Here is a 22,336-nt window from a genome sequence, read left to right as displayed (position 1 = left end):
TAATAACTTGGCGAATTAGTTGTATCTGCCTACTGTCGGGTTCGATGTTGTTCAAGTGATTGGAAGTTTCTTGTCGGCATCGAAAATAAATTAGCCGTTATTAATATCCACGGAAGACAAGGAGTCTTTGATGGAACTCAAGTTAAATGACAAGGTGGTCGAGGCCGCCGCGAAAGCGCCTCTGGCATTTGTAAATGCCTCGCTGGGCGTGGGTGAGGAATATAACCGGGGTACCGGTATACAACTGACCAAAGAGCAAATTATCAGTCTCAGGAAGTATGAAGTTCTCGGCCTCTCGCTGCCCGTCCGGTTGCAAGATGTTATTGCCTATCTGAACTATGGTGCGGGTGATGAAGGCGGCGTGGGCCTGAAAGCGGGAGATTTCCTGCGCACCTTCAGCATGACCTATGATCACGCCAAACGCTGGTCACCATTGCGCGAAAAGATCATGTTGACCGGTACCGATCTGAAAATCTTTGCCGGCAGTATTATCCGCACGGGTAACGCCATTGTTGAAGTGTATGAGGATCTCAAGGCCTCGAGGTATCTCGAAGAGCACAACATCAATACGCCTGAGGAATACCTGAATCTGCAACGGCAGATTCCGGGTCTGCCTGATCTCGACCTGTCTTCGGAAGATATCCTGGATATCAAGGCGTATCTCAATGACCTGTTGGCTAAAGTTGCGCATTGTCATCAGGAAGCCGAGCGCGTTCGGGCCCTGCTGGACAGTTTTGGCGCCGATATGCGTGAAAAGGTGCTGCCGGAAATTGCCTTGCGACTGCAGTTCGTCTCCAGGAACACTTATCAGAACGATATCAAGGCGCTGCAGGAGGTCATTGATCAGCGCGCAAAAGAAATTGATGAACTGAACAAACAATACGATCAACTGGTGCAGGAAGCGATCAAGTCGGCGGCCACCCTGAATATTGGCGGATTGATTCTTGGCATTTACCAAGGCGTCAAGGCCGAGAAAATCCGCTCTGAACGTAATCGCTTGAAGCAACTGCAGCAAGTTGATAACCAGAGTATGGCAAGCAAGAACCAGACGCTGAGTTCGTTGAACAAGGTTCGAGATGATTTGCAGAATTTGAGTTACGTGGCGATTGAAGCCGAGGTCGCGACTCAGAACCTGATGCTGGTATGGAATGCCCTCAGTGATTACGTCGAGGCGTCGTTCAAGGAAGTTGACGGTATTTTCGAAGCGACTTCGCTACGCCGTTTCAAGATTCAATTACTGAGTATCATCGATCCCTGGGAGCAGATAAAAGTCAGCTCTGATCAGTTGCTGAAAGTATTTGAAGAGGCTGACAGGGAATATGAAAGAAGTGGGCTGGTTGTTCGGAGTGGGTCAATGATGTCTTTGCTATCGGTTAGTTCGGCTGTACCTGCATTTAACATGGCGCGCCTGCGTGAGCATAATGCTGGCGTGCAGGCGCTTAATACCACGGCTCAGATGCTCTTCGAGCAATTCGATTACATGCCTGGAACTGTCGGAGCCATGAACAATCTGGCGCTCGCCATCAACAAAGCCACCTACGATCTGCGGAGTCAGGCACAGGCCACCGGCATTTATCTGGAACGCGCCGAGAAAAAACTGCGCAGCTATCAGGCTGAGCTGGAGTATCCAGACGACGCGGACGAAGTTCGCGAGGATATGGAGGTCGAGCTGAAGAATATCTTCAACAAGGTGGCGGTACAGACCGAAGATCTGAAAGCCGTGCACAAGAGCATCAGCGCTTATTACGATCGCAGCGCCTCGGCCGAGTGGATCGTGACGCTCAAGGCCGAACGTGTCACCACGATCGAGCTCAAGGGCAGATCCGACAAAAAGCTCGCAGACCTGACGACCGAAATGAAGTCTGTTTCCGACGGTATTGATCTGATCGCCAAGGCTGGCATCGAGAAAATTGGCGAACAAGCGCAGTTGTCTCTGGAAAATCTCAAGGCATTGGGACTGGCGCCACCTCAGGTGCAAGTTGCCCTGCTGGCTATCGAGACGCTGAAGAAACTGATTTCCGGCATTGGCGAGGCCGTTTCTTTTCTCAATATGCTGGCAGCGTACAACCGGCTGAATGAACAGGCAGGTGATCTGCGCACACAGATCAACAAATACAGCAAAGACCTCGCGCGCATTGAAGGCCGGATTGAGCTGGTCGAAACCCTGGATCAACTGGACGACGGCCGTGCGGCTTACGCTGGAGAGTTCAGCGTTCTGATCGATGACTTTACCCGCTTCGCCAATGATTTCAGACAGAACACTGCGCTTCCCGTTGAAACCCGGGCGCAAGCAGCGATTGATCGAGTCGCTGAAGTCGTCAGGCATCTACAGAGCATTCATCAATAACAAGGAGCTGGAAAGGTGGGCGACTAGCCTGCCTTTCCTGAAACGGCATGAATGCTTTGGCTTATGAATTTTCAGCGATGCAACGGCGTGTACTGGATCGCTACGGGCGATTTCTCGGCACCTTGCCGACGACATTCAATGCGATACCGCTGGTCTTCGAGCGCCGGAGAAAGGCAGGGCATCAATTGGCCGTCCTGGCCAAAGACTCGCGTCTGGAGAACGCCCGGTTCAATCAGCGCTATCTGCAGGATTTCTGGGCGCGTACCGAAGCGTCGAGGCGTCTTGGCGCAGGGTATCTAGGGGATCTGCAAGTGTTTACCCGCGAAGCACTGGATATCACAGGCAACACCTCCAGACACGAGCCTGTCAGCCAGGTGGACTTTCGGTTGTTCAGCCTTTCGCGGTCGACCAGCTGGCAGTTGTTCCCAGCAGAGGATGTGCCAGACCTGATCCACGAACTGGCACTGCGTTTCTATGCGCTGCAGGTCGAGATACGGCAGCTGAAATACACGGTCGTGGAAGTGTACGACGAGTCATTTGGCTTGAAGTCAGTGTTTCTCGGCGCTATGGATCACCGCTCCTGCCTGTGTCATGCGACGCCAACCGTTGCCGAAGGGTTGTTTGGCGATTCATTGACGACGCCTGTCTGGGATCTGGCTTATGCATCGACCGATCCGGCCATCAGGGCGGCTGAATACCAGGCTGATATCGCGGCGTTATTCAATGGATTCGTGTCGGTGAATACGCAGATGGGGCTATTCATCGAAGCGCTTTATCAGCGCCTCGACAACGTGTGCAATCAACTCTTGCAGGCGAAGTCTGCGGTGAAACTGAGTGAGCTGAATTTCAAACTCGCCGCGATGACCGAGAGCGCCAATGAGTGCATGGCAATGCTCGATCATCTTGAGGCGTGGCTGCGCCCATAAAAAAAGGCCCATGATTGCTCATGGGCCTTTTTCTCAATCGCTACGTATTACACGTAGAACGATTTCAGCGGCGGGAAGCCATTGAATTCGACGGCGCTGTAGCTGGTGGTGTAAGCACCGGTCGACAGCCAGTACAGACGATCACCGATGGCCAGGTTCAGCGGCAGACCGTACTTGTAGTTCTCGTACATGATGTCGGCGCTGTCGCAGGTCGGGCCGGCGATGACCACTTCTTCCATCTCGCCTTTCTTCTCGGTCCAGATCGGGAACTTGATCGCCTCGTCCATGGTTTCGATCAGGCCGGAGAATTTGCCCACATCGGTATACACCCAACGCTCGACGGCGGTGCGGGATTTACGCGCGACCAGCACGACTTCGCTGACCAGAATGCCGGCGTTGGCGATCAACGAACGGCCCGGCTCCAGAATGATTTCCGGCAGGTCATCGCCGAAGTCTTCTTTCAGGAAGCGGATGATCTCTTCGGCGTAGGTTTCCAGGCTGTTGGTACGGGTGATGTAGTTGGCCGGGAAGCCGCCACCCATGTTGATCAGCTTCAAGTGGATGCCGTCTTCTTCTTTCAGGCGCTCGAAGATCACTTTGACCTTGGCGATCGCCGCGTCCCAGACACTGATGTCGCGCTGTTGCGAACCGACGTGGAACGAGATGCCGTACGGCACCAGGCCCAGGTCGCGGGCGAGGATCAGCAGGTCCATGGCCATGTCGGTCTGGCAGCCGAACTTGCGCGACAGTGGCCAGTCAGCGGTGGTCGAGCCTTCGGTCAGAATGCGCACATAGACTTTCGAACCCGGCGCGGCTTTGGCGATGTTGCGCAGGTCGGCTTCGGAGTCGGTGGCGAACAGGCGCACACCCTTCTCGTAGAAGTAGCGGATGTCCTTGGACTTCTTGATGGTGTTGCCGTAGCTGATCTGGTCCGGGCTGACGCCACGGCCCATGACTTTGTCCAGCTCATAGATGGAGGCGATGTCGAAGCTCGAACCTTTCTCTTTGAGCAGATCGATGATCTCGACAGCCGGGTTGGCCTTGACCGCGTAGTAGACCTTGGCGAATTCGAAACCGGCGCGCAGGTCATCGTAGGCCTGGCTGATCATCGCGGTGTCGATCACCACGAACGGGGTTTCCTGTTTGTCGGCGAACGCCTTCATTTTCTGAAAGGTTTCGCGCGCGAAATAGTCTTCGACCTGGATCGACATGCTGGAGTGCTCCTATGGGCAAACGGGTAAAAACATGGGTGTAAATGAACGTCCTCCGTATCCCCACTTTGGTTCGCCTACTTCCCAAGGCATGTCGCCGAAAGCAAAAAGGCCACGGGCGTATCTGCCCTTGGCCTTGCTGTCTCGTCGTCAGTACTTGAGCCGGATGGATCGTTTCCAGCATGGACGTTCGGCGCGAACTTTAGGGCGTGAGGGGCTTGAGATCAACTAAAAATGTCGCGTTTTTGCACGCTTCTGACGTACGTCGCGGATATCACTCTTTGTAGCCGACCGAGATGACGGACAGATGTTCCCCGGGAATTTTCATGTGTTAAAAATACCTGCACGTTCGCGGCTTTTGTCGGCTAATTAGCGGGGAAGTGTGATCGGCGCAACATCGGCGACGTTGGCGGCGAGAGGTGGATGTGAGGGGGATTTTGGCTGTTTGGGAGCGGGAGTTTGCAGAGGTTCTGTGAACGCAGCTGTTGAGATTCTTTTCCGCCCTGCGAATCATCAGGATTGCACGAATCCTGTGGGAGCGGGCTTGCTCGCGAAGACATTTTCACAGCCAACATCATTGTTGCCTGTTATTGCGCATTCGCGAGCAGGCTCGCTCCCACAGGTCAGGTGTTTTTACACGACCACAGCCTCAGCCGGCGAGACGATATTGGTCTTCATCCCGCGCGAACGCCCCGAGCTCAGATAGGCTGCGATCGACTCCTGCGTCACCTCACCGAGGAACACCCGCTCGGCATCCATCACCGGCAACCACGAACGATTGAACTCGTACATGCGCGACAGCAGGATGCGCAGGTGTTCGTCGTACGCCGCGGTGGCGTTGAACTCACGCAGATACTGCGCGCAGGTGCCGGTCTGGCGGTGCAGGTCGCGACGACGCACATAGCCCAGCGCCTTGTTCTCGGCACAGGTGACCACCACATAGCGTCGGTCATGCTCGTCCATCAACTCCAGCGCATCGGCCACCGGGGTTTCCGGGCTGACCGACGGTGCATTGTCGGCGGCGTCTTCGGCCTTCACCAGCAGCAGGCGTTTGAGGGTGCTGTCCTGGCCGACAAAGTTGCTGACAAAGTCGTCTGCCGGATGCGCGAGCAGGGTGTCCGGGTGATCGATCTGCAGCAGTTTGCCGGCGCGGAAGATCGCTATCTTGTCACCAAGCTTGATCGCTTCGTCGATGTCGTGGCTGACCATGATCACGGTCTTGTTCAGCGCCCGCTGCATCTCGAAGAACTCGTTCTGGATCATCTCGCGGTTGATCGGATCGACCGCACCAAACGGCTCGTCCATCAGCAACAACGGCGCATCCGCCGCCAGTGCGCGGATCACGCCGATCCGCTGTTGCTGGCCGCCGGACAGTTCGCGCGGATAGCGATGCAGATACTGCTTGGGTTCCAGTTTGATCATGCTCATCAGTTCGCGAGCGCGGTCGTGGCATTTCTGTTTGTCCCAGCCGAGCAGTTTCGGCACCACGACGATGTTCTCTTCGATGGTCATGTTGGGGAACAGGCCGATCTGCTGGATCACGTAGCCGATGTTGCGGCGCAGGGTCACTTCGTCGAGGTCGGTGGTGTCTTCGCCGTTGATCAGGATCTTGCCCGAGGTCGGCTTGATCAGGCGGTTGATCATTTTCAGCGTGGTGCTTTTGCCGCAACCCGATGGCCCGAGGAACACACAGATTTCGCCTTCATTGACGGTCAGGCTCACCGAGTCCACGGCTTTGACATCTTTGCCGTTGCTCTGGAAGGTCTTGCTGAGGTTTTGAAGTTCGATCATTTGAGGAGTCCTTTTGGAGTCAGCGTACGTTGGAGCCACTGCAGGAGAAGGTCGGCGAAGATCGCCAGAAGACTGACCAGCAGCGCGCCGACGATCAGCATCGACATGTCGCTGCGGCTGATGGAGGCGAGGATCAGCACGCCAAGGCCACCGGCGCCGATGGTCGCGGCGATGGTCATCACGCCGATGTTCATCACCACCGCGGTGCGCACCCCGGCGAGGATCACTGGCACTGCAATTGGCAACTCAACCATGCGCAGGCGCTGGCCGAAGGTCATGCCGATGCCGCGTGCGGCTTCACGAATGCCCGGTTCGACGCCCGTCAGGGCGAGGTAGGTGTTGCGCATGATCGGTAGCAGTGAGTAAAGGAACACTGCGGTAATCGCCGGCATCGGCCCCAGGCCCTGGCCGAACTTGGAGTAGAACGGCAGCAGCAGGCCGAACAGAGCAATCGACGGCACGGTCAGCAGCACCGTGGCGCTGGCCTGCAAGGGACCGGCGAGGCTCGGGAAGCGCGTCATCAGAATGCCCAGCGGCACACCGATGAGAATCGCCAGCGTTACCGCGATGCCGACCAGGGTGATGTGCTGCCAGGTCAGGTGCATCACCTGCTGCCAGTCGAGGTGGGAAAAGGCGTTGAGAAATTCCATGACTTTTCCTCCTTAGTTGAGTGGGTGCTGGCGCAGGAAATCCGCGGCCACTTTCGATGGGCTTTCGTGATCGACATCGACCCGCGCGTTGAGCTGGCGCATGGTTTCGTCGTCGAACAGTTGCGCCAGCGGCTTGAGTTGCTCGGCCAGTTGCGGGTGCGCATCGAGGTAGGCCTGACGCACCACCGGCGCGGCGGTGTAGTCGGGGAAGTAGTGCTTGTCGTCTTCCAGCAGCTTCAAGCCGAAGGCGTTGAGGCGACCGTCGGTGGTGTAGACCAGACCGGCAAACACCTGGCCGTTGCGCAGCGCGGTGTAGACCAGCCCGGCGTCCATCTGCCGGATGTTCTTGCGGGTCAGGTTCATGTCGTAGAGCTTGACCATGCCGTCCAGACCGTCGGAGCGGTTGGCGAACTCGGTGTCCAGCGCCACCAGGTGATTGGTCTTGGCTTCATCGCGCAGCACCTTGTTCAGGTCGCTGATGGTGTTGATCTGCGGGTACTCCTCGGCGACTTTTTTCGGCAGGGCGAGGGCGTAGGTGTTGCTGAATTTCGACGGGGTCAGCCAGACCAGGCCTTTTTTCGCGTCGAGTTCTTTGACCCGGGCGTAGGACTGTTCGCTGTCGAGTTTTTCGGTGACATGGTTGTAGGCCACCAGCGACACGCCGGTGTATTCCCAGAGCATGTCCAGTTGTCCGCTTTCGTGGGCGCTGCGGGCGAGGTTGCTGCCCAGACCGCCGGTGATCTGCGCGTCGTAGCCTTTGCTGCGCAGGTATTGCGCGGTGATTTCCGCGAGCAGGGTCTGCTCGGTGAACACCCGGGCGCCGAGGCGAATGAGCGGTTTTTCCGCCGCCTGGGCAAATCCTGCGAACAGCATGATGCAGCCTAAGATCAAGCTAAATCTTTTCATAAGTATTCCTTCGCAAAAGCCTTAAGACGGGCGCAAACCGCGTTCCAGCCAGAGACGGCTGGCGAGGGTGACCACGCCATCGAGCAGCAGGGCCAGCAGCGCGGTGCACGCGGCACCGAGCAGCAGTTGCGGCTGATTGTTCAGGGCGATGCCAGGGAAGATCAGGCTGCCGAGGCTGTTGGCGCCGATCAGGAATGCCAGCGGCGCGGTGCCGACGTTGATCGCCAGTGCCACGCGCACGCCACCGATGATGATCGGCACCGCATTGGGCAATTCGACTTTCCACAACACCTGGCGCGGGGTCATGCCGATGCCGACGGCGGCTTCTTTCAGCGAACCCTGGACGTTTTTCAGACCTTCGTAGGTGTTGCGCACAATTGGCAACAGAGAAGCGAGGAACAAAGCGAAGATCGCCGGACCACTGCCGATGCCGAGAATCCCCAGGGCAATCGCCAGTACAGCCAGCGGTGGCACGGTGTTGCCGATATTGAAGATCTGCATGAAGCGTTCAGCGCGGCCGACCATGGTCGGGCGACTGAGGAAGATACCGGCGGGGATGCCCACGACCAGGGCGGCCAGCATTGAAGCGAGGACGAGAATCAGATGAGCTTGCAGGTAAAACAACAAATCGTCGCGGTAGTGTTCGATCGTGTTGATGCCGATCCAGTGGATCAGCAGGGCCAGGAGCGCGATAACCACCGCACCTCCCATCAGCCCTTTGCCATAGCGGATAGCCACAGGCGGACTCCTTTTTTATAGTCGGCGAACGCTCTCCCGTGTGGCATGCCAAGCCTTGGCTGCCGGGAATAAACGTTCGCGAGAAGCAGCTCCTTCAGCACCGGCAACAAGCGGTCTGAAAGCGAGCCATGAGCGCAGCCTCGTCAGGCTAACTTGCTGATTTTTCAGCCCCTGACGAAATGTCGTAACAGGGGATGGACGTCTCCATGCTTTAAAAGGTTCCCATCTGGGGCAGCATTTGGCCACCCTTAATGTGCTCAACGGTTCGGTTATTGCATCGAGTTGGGCTATAATCGCGGCCCTTTTTTGAATCACCGCCAGGCGATTTCCCATGACCAACCAGGCCGCCGAAGTCGCGAAACGCCGCACTTTCGCCATTATTTCCCACCCCGATGCCGGTAAAACCACGATCACCGAGAAGCTCCTGTTGATGGGCAAGGCGATTGCAGTGGCCGGTACGGTGAAATCCCGTAAATCCGACCGCCATGCGACATCCGACTGGATGGAGATGGAGAAGCAGCGGGGTATTTCCATTACCACGTCGGTCATGCAGTTCCCGTATCGCGAACACATGATCAACCTGCTCGACACCCCGGGCCACGAAGACTTCTCCGAAGACACCTACCGCACCCTGACGGCGGTCGACTCGGCGCTGATGGTGCTCGACGGCGGTAAAGGCGTTGAGCCACGGACCATCGCCCTGATGGACGTCTGCCGTCTGCGTGACACGCCGATCGTCAGCTTCATCAACAAACTCGACCGCGACATCCGCGACCCGATCGAACTGCTCGACGAAATCGAAGCCGTTCTGAAGATCAAGGCAGCGCCGATCACCTGGCCGATCGGTTGCTACCGCGACTTCAAGGGCGTGTACCACCTGGCCGACGACTACATCATTGTCTACACCGCCGGTCACGGTCACGAACGCACCGAAACCAAGATCATCGAGAAGCTCGACTCCGACGAGGCGCGCGCGCACTTGGGCGACGAGTACGATCGCTTCCTCGAACAGCTGGAACTGGTGCAGGGCGCCTGCCACGAGTTCAACCAGCAGGAGTTCCTCGACGGTCAACTGACTCCGGTGTTCTTCGGTACTGCATTGGGCAACTTCGGTGTCGATCACGTGCTCGACGCCGTAGTTGACTGGGCCCCGCGTCCGCTGGCCCGTGTCGCCAACGAGCGTACCGTGGAGCCGGTGGAAGAGAAGTTCTCGGGCTTCATCTTCAAGATCCAGGCGAACATGGACCCGAAACACCGCGACCGCATCGCTTTCATGCGTATTTGCTCCGGCAAGTACGAGAAAGGCATGAAGATGCACCACGTGCGTACCGGCAAGGACGTGCGCATCGGCGACGCCCTGACGTTCTTCTCCTCCGAGCGTGAACAGCTGGAAGAGGCGTACGCCGGCGACATCATCGGTCTGCATAACCACGGCACGATCCAGATCGGCGACACCTTCAGCGAAGGTGAAGTCCTCGGTTTCACCGGTATCCCGCACTTCGCCCCGGAGCTGTTCCGTCGTGTGCGTCTGCGTGATCCGCTGAAGTCCAAGCAGTTGCGTCAGGGTCTGCAGCAGTTGGCCGAAGAAGGCGCGACCCAGGTGTTCTTCCCGGAGCGCAGCAACGACATCATTCTTGGCGCCGTGGGTGTGCTGCAGTTTGATGTGGTCGCTAGCCGTCTGAAGGAGGAATACAAGGTTGAGTGCTCTTACGAGCCGATCACTGTGTATTCCGCGCGCTGGATTGAATGCAGCGACAAGAAGAAGCTTGAGGAGTTTTCCAACAAGGCTGTGGAGAACCTGGCACTGGATGGCGGTGGGCACCTGACCTATCTCGCGCCGACGCGGGTTAACCTGGCGTTGATGGAAGAGCGGTGGCCGGATGTGAAATTCCGTGCGACGCGTGAGCATCACTAAGCGCTGAGCTGGTTTGTTCGAAAGCCCCTGAGGTGTAGGCCTTGGGGGCTTTTTTTTGGGGCTTTGGTCTTGGCGGCCTTTGGGCCGACCAGGTTCTTGGTTTTTTTGTGTACATATCCGTTTTTTTGGTAACGGCTACTTAGGGTTTCGCCCTTACGGCGAGTCACCTTTTCCAAACGCCGAAAAGGTAACCCAAAAGGCTTGCTCCTGCGTTCGGCCCGCTCGCTGGGGCTCGGGGTCCCTTCGCTGCGGGATTGATCCGGGCGCAGCGCCTACGGTTTGCTTCGCTGCACCTCCTCTCGCTGTGTTTGGCTGCGCCAAACGGTCGCTGCGCTCCCACCCCCGGATCAATCCCTCCACTCAGCCTTCCGACGTCGCCCGAGGATCAAGATCAAAAGCTTTCGGCGAGCTGACACTCGGCCATTTGAGTGGTGAAAAGCATGCGCCTGGCTTTAGCTTTTTCTGTGGGAGCTGGCTTGCCAGCGATGGCGGCCTGATAGCCCACCAATTTCTACCTGAATACACCGGGTTCAACCTGTGGGAGCGGGCTTGCTCGCGAAGGCGGCCTGACAGCCGACCAATCTCTACCTGAATACACCGGGTTCAACCTGTGGGAGCGGGCTTGCTCGCGAAGGCGGCCTGACAGCCGACCAATTTCTACCTGAATACACCGGGTTCAACCTGTGGGAGCGGGCTTGCTCGCGAAGGCGGCCTGACAGCCGACCAGTCTCTACCTGAATACACCGGGTTCAACCTGTGGGAGCCAGCCTGCTGGCGATGGCGGCCTGACAGCCGACCAATTTCTACCTGAATACACCGGGTTCAACCTGTGGGAGCGGGCTTGCTCGCGAAGGCGGCCTGACAGCCGACCATTTTTTCTAATCCAATTGAGCGACTGAAGGAAGCTCCTGCAGGGACTGTAGGGCGAATCCGTATTTTGAGATATCGATGTTCTTGATCGCGACAACCGGCGCGCTGGACGTTAGTGTTCAAGGTCATGCCGGTCGCTTTGAGAGGTCAATGGAATGACGCGCAACCTCATCCATCTGCTGCGCCCCAATGGCTATTTCAGTCTGATGGCCTGGGTGCTTGCGGCGTTGCTGTTCATCAATCGTCTGAGCAGCATGGTCAAGTTGTTCATGGCGCTGTATCTGCGCCAGGAGCTGGGGCTGGCGATTGAAACCGTCGGCTGGTTGCTGTCGGCCTATGGTGCCGGGTTGTTGGTCGGTTCGATGCTCGGTGGGCTGCTCAGTGACCATGTGCGCACGGCGCGGCTGACGGCGACGCTGTTCTTTGTTTCGGTGTGGGTGTTGATCCTGCTGGGGCTGGTCTCGCAAGTGCCGTTGCTGGCGGCATTGCTGTTGCTCAGCGGGACGATCGATGGGGCCATTCGCACCCTGCACCAACGCCTGATCATGGAGTACTGCGAAGTCGCTCAACGCTCGCGCGCGCAGGCCTTGAGCCGGGTGGCGCGCAACCTTGGCATGGCCGCCGCAGGTGTGGCGGGCGGGGTGTTGGCGCAGACGGATTTTCGCTGGGTGTTTTTCGGCAGCGCGGCGATGACGCTGTTGGCCTTGCTGTGGTTTGTTCGCACTACGTGGCGTCGGCCGGTACTGATCAATGACGCCCCCTCTACAAACGGCGCCGGTGGATCCGTTGCGCCGTTTTACGATAACGCGTTCCTGTGGTTGCTCGCGGCGACCGCCGTGCTTGGCATTGCATTCGACACGGTCTACAGCACGCTGGGCAATTATCTGCGTGATTACTACCACTTGAGCACCGAGGCGATCGGCTGGCAGTTCGGGCTCAATGCGTTGCTGGTGATCGCCTTGCAGATTCCCTTGTCACACTGCGGCGAGCGTTGGGGCACGCGGCGGCAAATGCTCGCAGGGAGTTTGTTGCTGGCCGGCGGATTGGGCATGTTGCCATTCGGATCCGGGCTGGCGTTCGTCTGCCTGTCGACGGTGATCTGGACCTTGGGCGAGGCGTTGTTCATGCCGCCGCTGAATGTGCTGGCGATGCAATTTGCCCAGCGCGGCAAAAGCGGCCAGTACTTTGGTCTGTTCTTTATGAGCTGGAGCGCCAGTGCGCTGTTGTCGCCGGTGCTCAGCGGTCAGTTGTACGGCAATTTCGGTGGCCATAGCGTCTGGCTGGGTAGCGCCGTACTGGTGTTGATGTCGATTCCCTTGACGTGGCAAGCGACCCGTCCGCTTAGCTGATTCCGCGATAGGTGTTATTCGAAACCTGTCTGTCTGTGGAGGGCATTTCTGTCTGCTCGTTAGCGTCCTATCTGGTGAACCCGACGGATCGGAACTAGATTTCACACAGCGCCAGTCAGGCACCCATGTCTCACCTGAAAGTGGATGGAGTCAGCTATGAAAAGCAGGTTGCTACGGTTTTTATTGCTATTGAAAGTGATGGTCATGCTGTCCCTCGGCACCGCGACGGCCTGGGCGGAGTGCGAGGATCACGATTCCCAGGCCTTTAACGGCCAGGTCGGACACAGCGGCCTGATGCTCGCCAAGTCCGAATCAGAGCCAGGTGATCAGGGGCAGGGTGGCAGCGCCGATGACGACGACTCGACTACTAATGAACCGGACTCTGATGATCCGGACGACGAAGGCGACAGCCAGACGTAAATCGCAAATAAAAGAAAACCCCTTCTTCCCCGACTGATGCGCAATCGGGGGAGAAGGGGTTTGGTTAACGCTTTAGCGACAACTCAAGTTCCCTGTGGGAGGGGGCTTGCTCCCGAAAGCGGTGAGTCAGTCACCATTATCAGTGACTGTCACACCGCATTCGCGAGCAAGCCCGCTCCCACAATTTCGTCCGCCGTTAATCAGGCGGCGCCGTCGAGGAATTGCTCGGCGTAGTGGCAGGCCACCTGGCGATTATCCAATTCACGCAACAACGGCTCTTCAGTGCTGCAACGCTCGGTCGCGTACGGGCAGCGCTTGTGGAACGCGCAGCCCGGTGGCGGGTTCAGCGGGTTGGGCAATTCGCCGACGATCTTGATTTTCGGCTTGTTCGGGTCCGGGTGAATGGTCGGGGTCGCCGACAGCAACGCCTGGGTGTACGGGTGCAGCGGACGTTCGTAAATAGCGTCTTTCGGGCCCATTTCCACCGGGCGACCGAGGTACATCACCATCACGTCATCGGCCACATGTTGCACCACCGCCAGGTTGTGCGAGATGAACACGTACGCGGTGTTGAACTCTTGCTGCAGATCCATGAACAGGTTCAGCACCTGTGCCTGAATCGACACGTCCAGTGCCGAGGTAGGCTCATCCGCGACCAGCACTTTCGGTTGCAGCATCATCGCCCGGGCGAGAGCGATCCGCTGGCGCTGACCGCCGGAGAACATGTGCGGATAGCGCTGGTAGTGCTCGGGACGCAAGCCGACCTGCTTCATCATCGCCTGGACTTTTTCGCGGCGTTCAGCGGCGGACAGGTTGGTGTTGATCAGCAGCGGCTCGCCGAGTTGGTCACCGACTTTCTGCCGTGGGTTCAACGACGCGTACGGGCTCTGGAACACCATCTGCACGTCTTTGCGCAGTTGTTTGCGCTGGGCCTTGTCGGCGCCAGCCACTTCCTGGCCGGCGATTTTCAGCGAGCCGGATGACGGCTCTTCAATCAGGGTCAGGGCGCGGGCGAGGGTGGATTTGCCGCAGCCCGATTCGCCGACCACGGCGAGGGTCTTGCCGGCTTCCAGTTCGAACGACACACCGTTGAGGGCGCGCACGGTCGCGTGGCCCTTGAACAGGCCACGGGACACTTCGTAGTGACGGGTCAGGTCGCGGGCGGTAAGTACGACGGCCATTACGCCACCTCCTGGTTCAGCGGGAAGAAGCAGCGGGCGAGGCTGTTGCTTTTCGGATCAAGGGCCGGACGCTGCGCGCGGCAGGTGTCCTGCACGTACGGGCAGCGCGGCGACAGCAGGCAACCCTGCGGACGGTCATAACGGCCCGGGACGATGCCCGGCAGTGTCGCCAGACGCTCGGCGCCCTGGCTGTGTTCCGGAATCGCCTTGAGCAGCGCTTCGCTGTAAGGGTGCGCCGGGATGTCGAACAGTTGCGGCACCTGACCGACTTCAACAGCCTGGCCGGCGTACATCACACAGACGCGCTGGGCGGTTTCGGCCACGACCGCGAGGTCGTGAGTGATCAGCACCAGGCCCATGTTCTGTTCTTTCTGCAACGCAAGCAGCAGATCCATGATCTGTGCCTGAATGGTTACGTCGAGTGCCGTGGTCGGTTCGTCGGCGATCAGCAGTTTCGGTTCGCCGGCAATCGCCATGGCAATCGCGACACGCTGGCTCATACCGCCAGACAGTTGGTGCGGGTAGGCGTCCATACGGCTGGCGGCGCCCGGGATCTCCACTTTTTCCAGCAGTTCGATGGCGCGTTTGCGCGCTTGCTTGCCGGACATTTTCAGGTGCAGACGCAGCACTTCTTCGATCTGGAAACCGACGGTGTAGCTCGGATTCAGCGCGGTCATCGGGTCCTGGAACACCATCGACAGGTCTTTGCCGACGATTTGCCGACGCTGACGATTGCTCAGCTTGAGCATGTCTTTGCCGTCAAAACTGAGCGAGTCGGCGGTGACGATGCCGGGATGCTCGATCAGGCCCATCAGCGCCATCATGGTCACGGATTTACCCGAACCCGATTCGCCAACGATTGCCAGGACTTCGCCTTTGTCGACTTTCAGGTCGAGGCCATCGACAACGGGTGTCGCGGTTTTGTCGCCGAAGCGAACGTTGAGATTCTTGATTTCTAACAGTGACATGGGAATCTCCTCAGGCGGCGTTCTTGAGTTTCGGGTCCAGCGCATCGCGCAGACCGTCGCCCATCAAGTTGATTGCCAGCACGCTGAGCAAAATGGTCAAACCAGGCAGACTCACGACCCACCAGGCGCGTTCGATGTAGTCGCGGGCCGAGGCCAGCATGGTGCCCCACTCAGGGGTTGGCGGTTGTACGCCAAGGCCGAGGAAGCCCAGGGCGGCGGCATCGAGAATCGCCGAGGAGAAACTCAGGGTCGCCTGCACGATCAGCGGCGCCATGCAGTTCGGCAGCACGGTGATGAACATCAGACGTGGCAGACCGGCACCGGCCAGGCGCGCGGCGGTCACGTAGTCGCGGTTCAGTTCGCCCATCACCGCAGCACGGGTCAGACGCACGTAGGACGGCAGCGATACCACAGCAATGGCGATCACGGTGTTGATCAGGCCAGGGCCGAGGATGGCGACGATCGCCACAGCCAGCAGCAGGGACGGCAGGGCCAGCATGATGTCCATCAGACGCATGATGGTCGGGCCGATCATTTTCGGGAAGAAACCGGCGAACAGACCCAGCAGGATCCCCGGGATCAGCGACATCACCACCGACGACAGACCGATCAGCAGCGACAGGCGCGAACCCTGAATCAGCCGTGACAGCAGGTCACGCCCCAGTTCATCGGTGCCGAGCAGGAATTGCATCTGCCCGCCTTCGAGCCACGCCGGTGGCGTCAGCAGGAAGTCACGGTATTGCTCGCTCGGGTTATGCGGTGCGACCCACGGCGCGAAAATCGCGCAGAAGATGATCAGCAGCATGAACAGCAGGCCGGCAACTGCGCCCTTGTTCTTGGAGAAGGCTTGCCAGAATTCTTTGTACGGTGACGGGTACAGCAGGCTTTGATCCGCGCTTGGGGCGGAAGTGGCTACTGAGGATGTTGGAGTGCTCATGGTATGGACCTCAGCGCTGATGACGGATGCGTGGGTTGGCAAAGCCGTAGAGGATGTCCACTACGAAGTTGACCAGAATCACCAGGCAGGCGATTAACAGGATGCCGTTTTGCACAACCGGGTAGTCCCGGGCGCCGATGGCTTCGATCAGCCATTTACCGATGCCGGGCCAGGAGAAGATGGTTTCGGTCAGGACTGCACCGGCCAGCAGGGTGCCGACTTGCAGGCCGACCACGGTCAGCACCGGAATCAGCGCGTTGCGCAGGCCGTGCACGAACACCACGCGCGAGGGCGACAGGCCTTTGGCCTTGGCGGTGCGGATGTAGTCTTCACGCAGCACTTCGAGCATCGACGAACGGGTCATCCGCGCGATCACCGCCAGCGGAATGGTGCCGAGCACGATGGCCGGCAGGATCAGGTGATGCAGCGCATCGAGGAACGCGCCCATGTCATCGGCCAGCAGCGTGTCGATCAGCATGAAACCGGTGCGCGGCTCGATGTCGTAAAGCAGGTCAATCCGCCCGGAAACCGGGGTCCAGCCCAGGCTCACCGAGAAGAACATGATCAGGATCAGGCCCCACCAGAAGATCGGCATCGAATACCCCGCCAGGGAGATGCCCATCACCCCATGGTCGAACAGGGATCCTCGCTTGAGCGCCGCAATCACCCCGGCCAGAAGACCGAGGATGCCGGCAAACAGCAGGGCGGCCATGGACAGTTCCAGGGTCGCCGGGAAGAGGGAGGTGAACTCGGTCCATACGCTCTCACGCGTACGCAGGGATTCGCCGAGATCGCCGTGGGCCAGTTTGCCGATGTAGTCCAGGTACTGGGCATACAGCGGTTTGTTCAGACCTAGGCGTTCCATTGCCTGAGCGTGCATTTCGGGGTCGACCCGACGTTCGCCCATCATCACTTCCACGGGGTCGCCCGGAATCATGCGAATCAACGCGAAAGTCAGCAAGGTGATGCCGAAAAACGTGGGGATCAACAACCCCAGTCGGCGGGCAATAAAACTAAACATCTTGTGTGGTACCTCATCAGCCGGTTAGGCGTGCCCGGCGACCCTGGGGTCAGGGAGGCCGGGAGTTTCTTATCTACTTCACCTGGGTAGTGGCGAAGTTATTGGTTGTGAGAGGGCTGATGTGATAACCCTCTACGTTGTTGCGCATTGCGGTAAACATCCGGGTGTGGGCCATGCTGATCCACGGTTGGTCCTGATTAAACAGCACCTGGGCCTGTTCGTAGAGTTTGGCGCGTTCGGCCGGATCTACTTTAGCCCGTGCTTCGTCGAGCAGGGTCTGGAATTTCTCGTTGCACCAGCGCGCGTAGTTTTCGCCGTTCTTGGCTGCTTCGCAACTGAGCATAGGCGTCAGGAAGTTATCCGGGTCGCCGTTGTCGCCCGCCCATCCGGCCGAAACCATGTCGTGCTCGCCGGCCTTGGCGCGTTTGAGCATTTCGCCCCATTCCATGACGCGGATGTCGATCTTGATTCCGACTTTCGCCAGGTCAGCCTGCATCATCTGCGCGCCGAGCATCGGATTCGGGTTGGTCGGGCCGCCGCCGTTACGGGTAAACAGGGTAAACACGGTGCCTTCCGGAACCCCGGCTTCCTTGAGCAGGGCGCGGGCCTTGTCCAGATCGCGTGGCGGGTTCTTCAGGTCGTGGTTGTAGCCCAGAAGGGTCGGCGGGTACGGGTTGACCGCTACGCTGGCGTTGCCTTTGCCGAACAGCGCGTTGACGTAGGCTTCCTTGTCGAAGGCGATGTCGATGGCCTTACGCACGCGCACGTCGCTGATGTACTTGTGCTGGGTGTTCATGGCGATGTACGAGACGGTCATCGCGTCCATCTCGTCGACTTTCAGGTTGCTGTCTTTCTTGATGCTCGGGATGTCATCCGGTTTCGGATACAGCGCGATCTGGCACTCGTTGGCCTTGAGCTTCTGCAGACGCACGTTGTTGTCGGTGGCAATCGCCAGGATCAGCGCGTCAGCCGGGGCCTTGCCACGGAAGTAGTCCGGGTTGGCCTTGAAGCGCACCTGCGCATCCTTGGCATAACGCTGGAAGATGAACGGGCCGGTGCCGACTGGTTTGTTGTTGAGGTCGCCGGTCTTGCCGGACTTGAGCAACTGGTCGGCGTATTCGGCCGGGTAGATCGAGGAGAAGGCCATGGCGATGTCGGCCAGGAACGGCGCTTCGCGGCGGGTCAGGGTGAACTTGACCGTGTTGTCGTCGACTTTCTCTACGCTTTTGAGCAGTTCCTTGAAGCCCATGCTTTCAAAGTACGGGAAGCCCACGCTCGACAGTTTGTGCCACGGGTGATTCGGGTCCAGCTGACGCTGGAAGCTCCAGACCACATCGTCGGCGTTCATGTCGCGGGTCGGCTTGAAGTATTCGGTGGTGTGAAACTTGACGCCTTTGCGCAGGTGGAACGTATAGGTCAGGCCGTCTTCACTGATGTCCCAGGATTCGGCCAGTGCCGGAATCACTTCGGTGGTGCCGGGCTTGAAGTCGGCCAGGCGGTTGAAGATCGTTTCGGCCACCGCATCGGCAGTGACTGCAGTTGTGTACTGGACCATATCGAAGCCTTCCGGACTGGCTTCGGTGCAGACCACCAAGGGTTTGGCCGAGACGCCGATGGCGGCGCTCAACAACGCGGCAGCGACGGCCGCACGTAGGGGAAGCATTTTCATCGATAACCCTCTGCAATCGGTTGAAGACAAAAAACCGAACGGCCGACTCGTCATGAGTCAGCCGTCGGTCGGCGGTTTTTACAGGATGTTGAATGGAATCGTGGTCACGAGACGGAACTCGTTGATGCTGCCATCGGACTGGTTTTCGCTGGCGCGGTGAGCGGTGTAGGTGCCACGGATGGTGGTCGCCTTGAGTGGGCCGCTCTGTACCGCGTAGGTTGCACCAATGCCGTATTCGTAGTGGTGCTCGCCGTCCATGTTGCGTACGTCATACGCAGTGCCAGTGTAATGAGTGCCGTCGATGCCCCAGCCGCGAGCCTGATAGATGTTGAACTTCAGACCTGGCACGCCGTATTCGGCCATGTTCAGACCGTAGGCAACCTGGAAGGATTTCTCGTTCGGGCCGTTGAAGTCCGACAGCAGGGAGTTGGCCAGGTAGATGCCGTTGGTTTCGTGCAGGTAGTCGAAGTACTCGTCACCGTTGATGGCCTGGTACGAGAAGGTCAGGCTGTGGGCCTGGTGAGTCAGGCCGAACGACAGCGAGTAAGTGTCGTTGTCGATTTCACCCATCTCTTTTTTGCCGGTATCGACGGTTTTGTAGTAGTTCAGGCCGGTAGTCAGGCTCACGACATTGCTGTCACCCAGTTCGTGGGTGGCGCCGAAGTAGTACTGGTTCCAGAAGTCTTCCACCTTGGAGGCGTACAGGCTGGTCTTCAGGCTTTTCAGCGGCTGATAGTTCAGGCCGACAATGCTGACGCGATCGGTTTCAGCGTTGTTGTTGGTGTACTCGGAGCGGAATTTCGACAGGCTTTCTTCGGTACGTGGCGATACGCGGTCGAAGCTGCCGGCGTCAAACGACAGGTTGTTCAGTTCTTCGCTGTGCAGGCTCACACCTTCAAAGCTCGAAGGCAGCGCACGGTTGCCGATGGTGTCGACGATCGGGGTGCTGAAGTTCTGGCGACCGGCGGTCAGGGTTGTGTTCGACACGCGGAACTTGACGTTGGCCAGGCCCAGTTTGCTCCACTGGCCTTCAGCGTCGCCGCCTTCTTTGGTCAGCGTACGGTTGTTGCCCGCGCCTGGACGAGAACCCGGTGCACCACCGTTGTTGGAGGCCAGATCCTTGCGATTACGCTCCAGTGCTACAGCGTTGTAAGCGGCAATTTCAGTGCTGACACCGACGGTGCCCTCAGTGAAGCCGGAGCTGAAGTTGACGATGGTGCCCTGTACCCAGTTGATACGACGATCGGTCGGGGTGGCGACGCCATCTTTGCGGTAGGTGAACTTGCCGCCGCGCTTGAGTTGCTCGTTGGCGTACCAGTTGCGGGTCGTGCCGCTGATTGTCGAACCTTCGAGGAAACCTTTGGCGTCAGCCTGGGCGCTCTTCTCGTTGACGGTCACCGGGGTGAACGCCTGGCTCTGCTCTTCCGCATACGCGGTGGCGGTGACGCTGCTTATGGCCAGGGCCAGGATTGCGGTGCTGCTCAGTTTCATGGGTGAAGCTCCTTTACTTTCTTTTTATGCCGGCTTTTTTGGGTGGGCCGGTTATTGGTTTAGAACTCATTTCACACATCGCAAACGTTTGCAAAATGCCGGATCGGCGAATTTCGGCAAAGCGCTTGCGTGAGGGGGTAGACAGTCCCCTCAGCGTTGCGGCTAATCGGTTGGGTTAATCGATACTGACGCCTGAAAACACATTGCGACCGAAGGGGCTGACCTTGAAGCCTTCAACCCGGGCGCTTAACGGCTGGTTGACCGTCGAGTGGGCGACAGGCGTGATCGGCACTTGCTGCTTGAGCAACTGCTGCGCCTGTTTGTAGAGCGTGGTGCGCTGGTCGCGGTCGGTGACGACCTTGGCCTCTTTGATCAGCTTGTCGTAAGCCGGATCGCACCACATGGAGTAATTGTTGCCGCCGATGGCATCACAGCTGTACAGGGTACCCAGCCAGTTGTCCGGGTCCCCGTTGTCGCCGGTCCAGCCGATCAGGCTGATATCGTGCTCGCCATTCTTGGTGCGCTTGATGTACTCGCCCCATTCGTAGCTGACGATCTTCACTTTCAGACCGATTTTCGCCCAGTCTGCCTGGAGCATTTCGGCCATCAGTTTGGCGTTCGGGTTGTATGGACGCTGTACCGGCATCGCCCACAGGGTGATCTCGGTGCCTTCTTTCACACCGGCAGCCTTGAGCAGCTCGCGGGCTTTTTCCGGGTTGTAGGCGGCGTCTTTGATGCTGTCGTCGTAGGACCACTGGGTCGGTGGCATGGCGTTGACCGCCAGTTGCCCGGCGCCTTGATAAACAGCGTTGAGAATCCCCTGTTTATTCACCGCCATGTCCAGCGCCTGACGTACTTCGAGCTGGTCGAAGGGCTTGTGACGCACGTTGTAGGCGATGTAGCCGAGGTTGAAGCCCGGCTTGGAAATCAGCTGCAGTTTCGGGTCGACCTTCAGTGCTTCGACATCGGCAGGGCGTGGATGCAGGGTGATCTGGCATTCGCCGGCCTTGAGCTTCTGCACGCGTACCGAAGCGTCGGTGTTGATCGCGAAGATCAGGTTCTTCAGCTTGACCCGGCTCGGGTCCCAGTAGTGCTCGTTACCGGTGTAACGGATATTCGAGTCTTTCTGATAGCTCTTGAACACGAACGGCCCGGTGCCGACCGGCTTCTGGTTGATGTCGCTCGGCTTGCCTTCGGCCAGCAGCTTGTCGGCGTATTCGGCGGACAGGATCGCAGCGAAGCTCATGGCGATGTTCTGGATGAACGCGGCGTCGACGCTGTTGAGCGTGAACTCCACGGTCAGCGGCCCGGTCTTTTCGACCTTGGCAATGTTCTTGTTCAGGCTCATCCCGTTGAAATACGGGAATTCGGTCGGATAAGCCTTACGGAATGGCTGTTGCGGATCGAGCATGCGGTTAAACGTGAACAGCACGTCGTCGGCGTTGAAATCGCGCGTCGGTTTGAAGTACGGCGTTGTATGAAATTTCACACCTTCACGCAGGTGAAAGGTGTACTTGAGACCATCCTCGGAAATATCCCACTTGGTTGCCAGTCCCGGTACGACGTTGGTCGCGCCTTTTTCAAACTCGACCAGGCGGTTGTACAGCGGCTCGGCGGCATCGTTATCGGTGGCCGTCGTGTATTGCGCGGTATCAAAACCCGCCGGGCTGCCTTCGGAGCAGAACACCAGGCTGTTGCTGGCGGCGTAACTGGCGGACGTGGCGGCCAACAGGCCGGCGCCCAGCAGTGCGGAAAAAACCAAGGTATGGCGCATGACGCTCCCTCTTTTTTGTAGTGTTGTTCAATGCACCGCGGTCCCGTCCAGGGACGTTGAGGTGGCATCGAGCTCAATCCAGCACGTACGGCAAGCCGGTGGCACACGCAGAAACTGGTCAGAACCCGACGGTAGGGGCCGTGGGTCTGGCAGTAAATGCGTAATTGCCTGA

At 58.5% G+C, this 22,336-nt stretch carries 17 protein-coding genes; 5 read left to right on the top strand and 12 right to left on the bottom strand.

What is annotated here, in order from left to right:
* Positions 1-130: 130 nt before the first annotated feature.
* Positions 131-2,347, top strand: coding sequence for an alpha-xenorhabdolysin family binary toxin subunit A (locus tag VLA07_RS04225; protein ID WP_333988459.1), 2,217 nt, complete (start codon positions 131-133; stop codon positions 2,345-2,347).
* Positions 2,348-2,394: 47 nt separating this feature from the next.
* A complete protein-coding gene (locus VLA07_RS04220) occupies positions 2,395-3,273 on the top strand; it encodes a hypothetical protein (protein WP_333988457.1) in 879 nt (292 codons plus the stop codon).
* Between the two features lie 47 nt (positions 3,274-3,320).
* Here the strand turns inward: VLA07_RS04220 and VLA07_RS04215 are convergent, their stop codons facing one another.
* The 5 genes from VLA07_RS04215 to VLA07_RS04195 form a co-directional block, all read right to left on the bottom strand.
* Complete coding sequence (locus VLA07_RS04215; RefSeq protein WP_064585938.1) at positions 3,321-4,484, bottom strand: type III PLP-dependent enzyme; 1,164 nt, start codon at positions 4,482-4,484, stop codon at positions 3,321-3,323.
* 633 nt (positions 4,485-5,117) lie between these two features.
* A complete protein-coding gene (locus VLA07_RS04210; RefSeq protein WP_333988456.1) occupies positions 5,118-6,275 on the bottom strand; it encodes an osmoprotectant ABC transporter ATP-binding protein OsmV in 1,158 nt (385 codons plus the stop codon).
* A complete protein-coding gene (locus VLA07_RS04205; RefSeq protein WP_007965673.1) occupies positions 6,272-6,925 on the bottom strand; it encodes an ABC transporter permease in 654 nt (217 codons plus the stop codon). The genes VLA07_RS04210 and VLA07_RS04205 overlap by 4 nt, the downstream gene beginning before the upstream one ends.
* Before the next feature lie 12 nt (positions 6,926-6,937).
* Positions 6,938-7,831: a glycine betaine ABC transporter substrate-binding protein gene (locus VLA07_RS04200; RefSeq protein ID WP_095139800.1), complete on the bottom strand. Its 894-nt coding sequence runs from the start codon at positions 7,829-7,831 to the stop codon at positions 6,938-6,940.
* Between the two features lie 21 nt (positions 7,832-7,852).
* Positions 7,853-8,542, bottom strand: coding sequence for an ABC transporter permease (locus VLA07_RS04195; RefSeq protein WP_177409065.1), 690 nt, complete (start codon positions 8,540-8,542; stop codon positions 7,853-7,855).
* 358 nt (positions 8,543-8,900) lie between these two features.
* Between VLA07_RS04195 and VLA07_RS04190 the strand changes: the two genes are divergently transcribed.
* The 3 genes from VLA07_RS04190 to VLA07_RS04180 all read left to right on the top strand — a co-directional run bounded on the left by VLA07_RS04190 (position 8,901) and on the right by VLA07_RS04180 (position 13,123).
* Positions 8,901-10,484: a peptide chain release factor 3 gene (locus VLA07_RS04190; protein WP_333988454.1), complete on the top strand. Its 1,584-nt coding sequence runs from the start codon at positions 8,901-8,903 to the stop codon at positions 10,482-10,484.
* A 1,025-nt stretch (positions 10,485-11,509) separates the two neighbouring features.
* Positions 11,510-12,703 (top strand): MFS transporter, encoded by a 1,194-nt coding sequence (locus VLA07_RS04185; protein WP_333988453.1) that lies wholly within the window; start codon positions 11,510-11,512, stop codon positions 12,701-12,703.
* Positions 12,704-12,859: 156 nt separating this feature from the next.
* Positions 12,860-13,123: a hypothetical protein gene (locus tag VLA07_RS04180; protein WP_333988452.1), complete on the top strand. Its 264-nt coding sequence runs from the start codon at positions 12,860-12,862 to the stop codon at positions 13,121-13,123.
* A 200-nt stretch (positions 13,124-13,323) separates the two neighbouring features.
* Here VLA07_RS04180 and VLA07_RS04175 read toward each other — a convergent pair whose 3' ends face one another.
* The 7 genes from VLA07_RS04175 to VLA07_RS04145 all read right to left on the bottom strand — a co-directional run bounded on the left by VLA07_RS04175 (position 13,324) and on the right by VLA07_RS04145 (position 22,164).
* Positions 13,324-14,304, bottom strand: coding sequence for a peptide ABC transporter ATP-binding protein (locus VLA07_RS04175; RefSeq protein WP_027610810.1), 981 nt, complete (start codon positions 14,302-14,304; stop codon positions 13,324-13,326).
* Positions 14,304-15,272, bottom strand: a complete 969-nt coding sequence (locus VLA07_RS04170; RefSeq protein WP_134785427.1) for an ABC transporter ATP-binding protein — start codon at positions 15,270-15,272, stop codon at positions 14,304-14,306. The genes VLA07_RS04175 and VLA07_RS04170 overlap by 1 nt, the downstream gene beginning before the upstream one ends.
* A gap of 10 nt (positions 15,273-15,282) precedes the next feature.
* A complete protein-coding gene (locus tag VLA07_RS04165) occupies positions 15,283-16,209 on the bottom strand; it encodes an ABC transporter permease subunit (RefSeq protein ID WP_027610812.1) in 927 nt (308 codons plus the stop codon).
* A 10-nt stretch (positions 16,210-16,219) separates the two neighbouring features.
* On the bottom strand, positions 16,220-17,230 hold the full coding sequence (locus VLA07_RS04160; protein WP_007953665.1) for an ABC transporter permease subunit: 1,011 nt from the start codon (positions 17,228-17,230) through the stop codon (positions 16,220-16,222).
* Between the two features lie 73 nt (positions 17,231-17,303).
* Positions 17,304-18,899: an ABC transporter substrate-binding protein gene (locus tag VLA07_RS04155; protein WP_150370269.1), complete on the bottom strand. Its 1,596-nt coding sequence runs from the start codon at positions 18,897-18,899 to the stop codon at positions 17,304-17,306.
* 78 nt (positions 18,900-18,977) lie between these two features.
* Positions 18,978-20,390 carry an OprD family porin gene (locus VLA07_RS04150; protein WP_247267923.1) on the bottom strand — a complete coding sequence of 471 codons (1,413 nt, stop codon included), beginning with the start codon at positions 20,388-20,390 and terminating at the stop codon, positions 18,978-18,980.
* Between the two features lie 175 nt (positions 20,391-20,565).
* Positions 20,566-22,164, bottom strand: coding sequence for an ABC transporter substrate-binding protein (locus VLA07_RS04145; protein WP_027610815.1), 1,599 nt, complete (start codon positions 22,162-22,164; stop codon positions 20,566-20,568).
* Positions 22,165-22,336 lie beyond the last annotated feature (172 nt).

Source organism: Pseudomonas sp. S3(2024) (genome assembly GCF_036861315.1).
Taxonomy (GTDB): Bacteria; Pseudomonadota; Gammaproteobacteria; order Pseudomonadales; family Pseudomonadaceae; genus Aquipseudomonas; species Aquipseudomonas putida_A.
The sequence above is the reverse complement of the archived record's forward strand: the minus strand, read 5'-3'. Positions and strand labels throughout refer to the sequence as shown.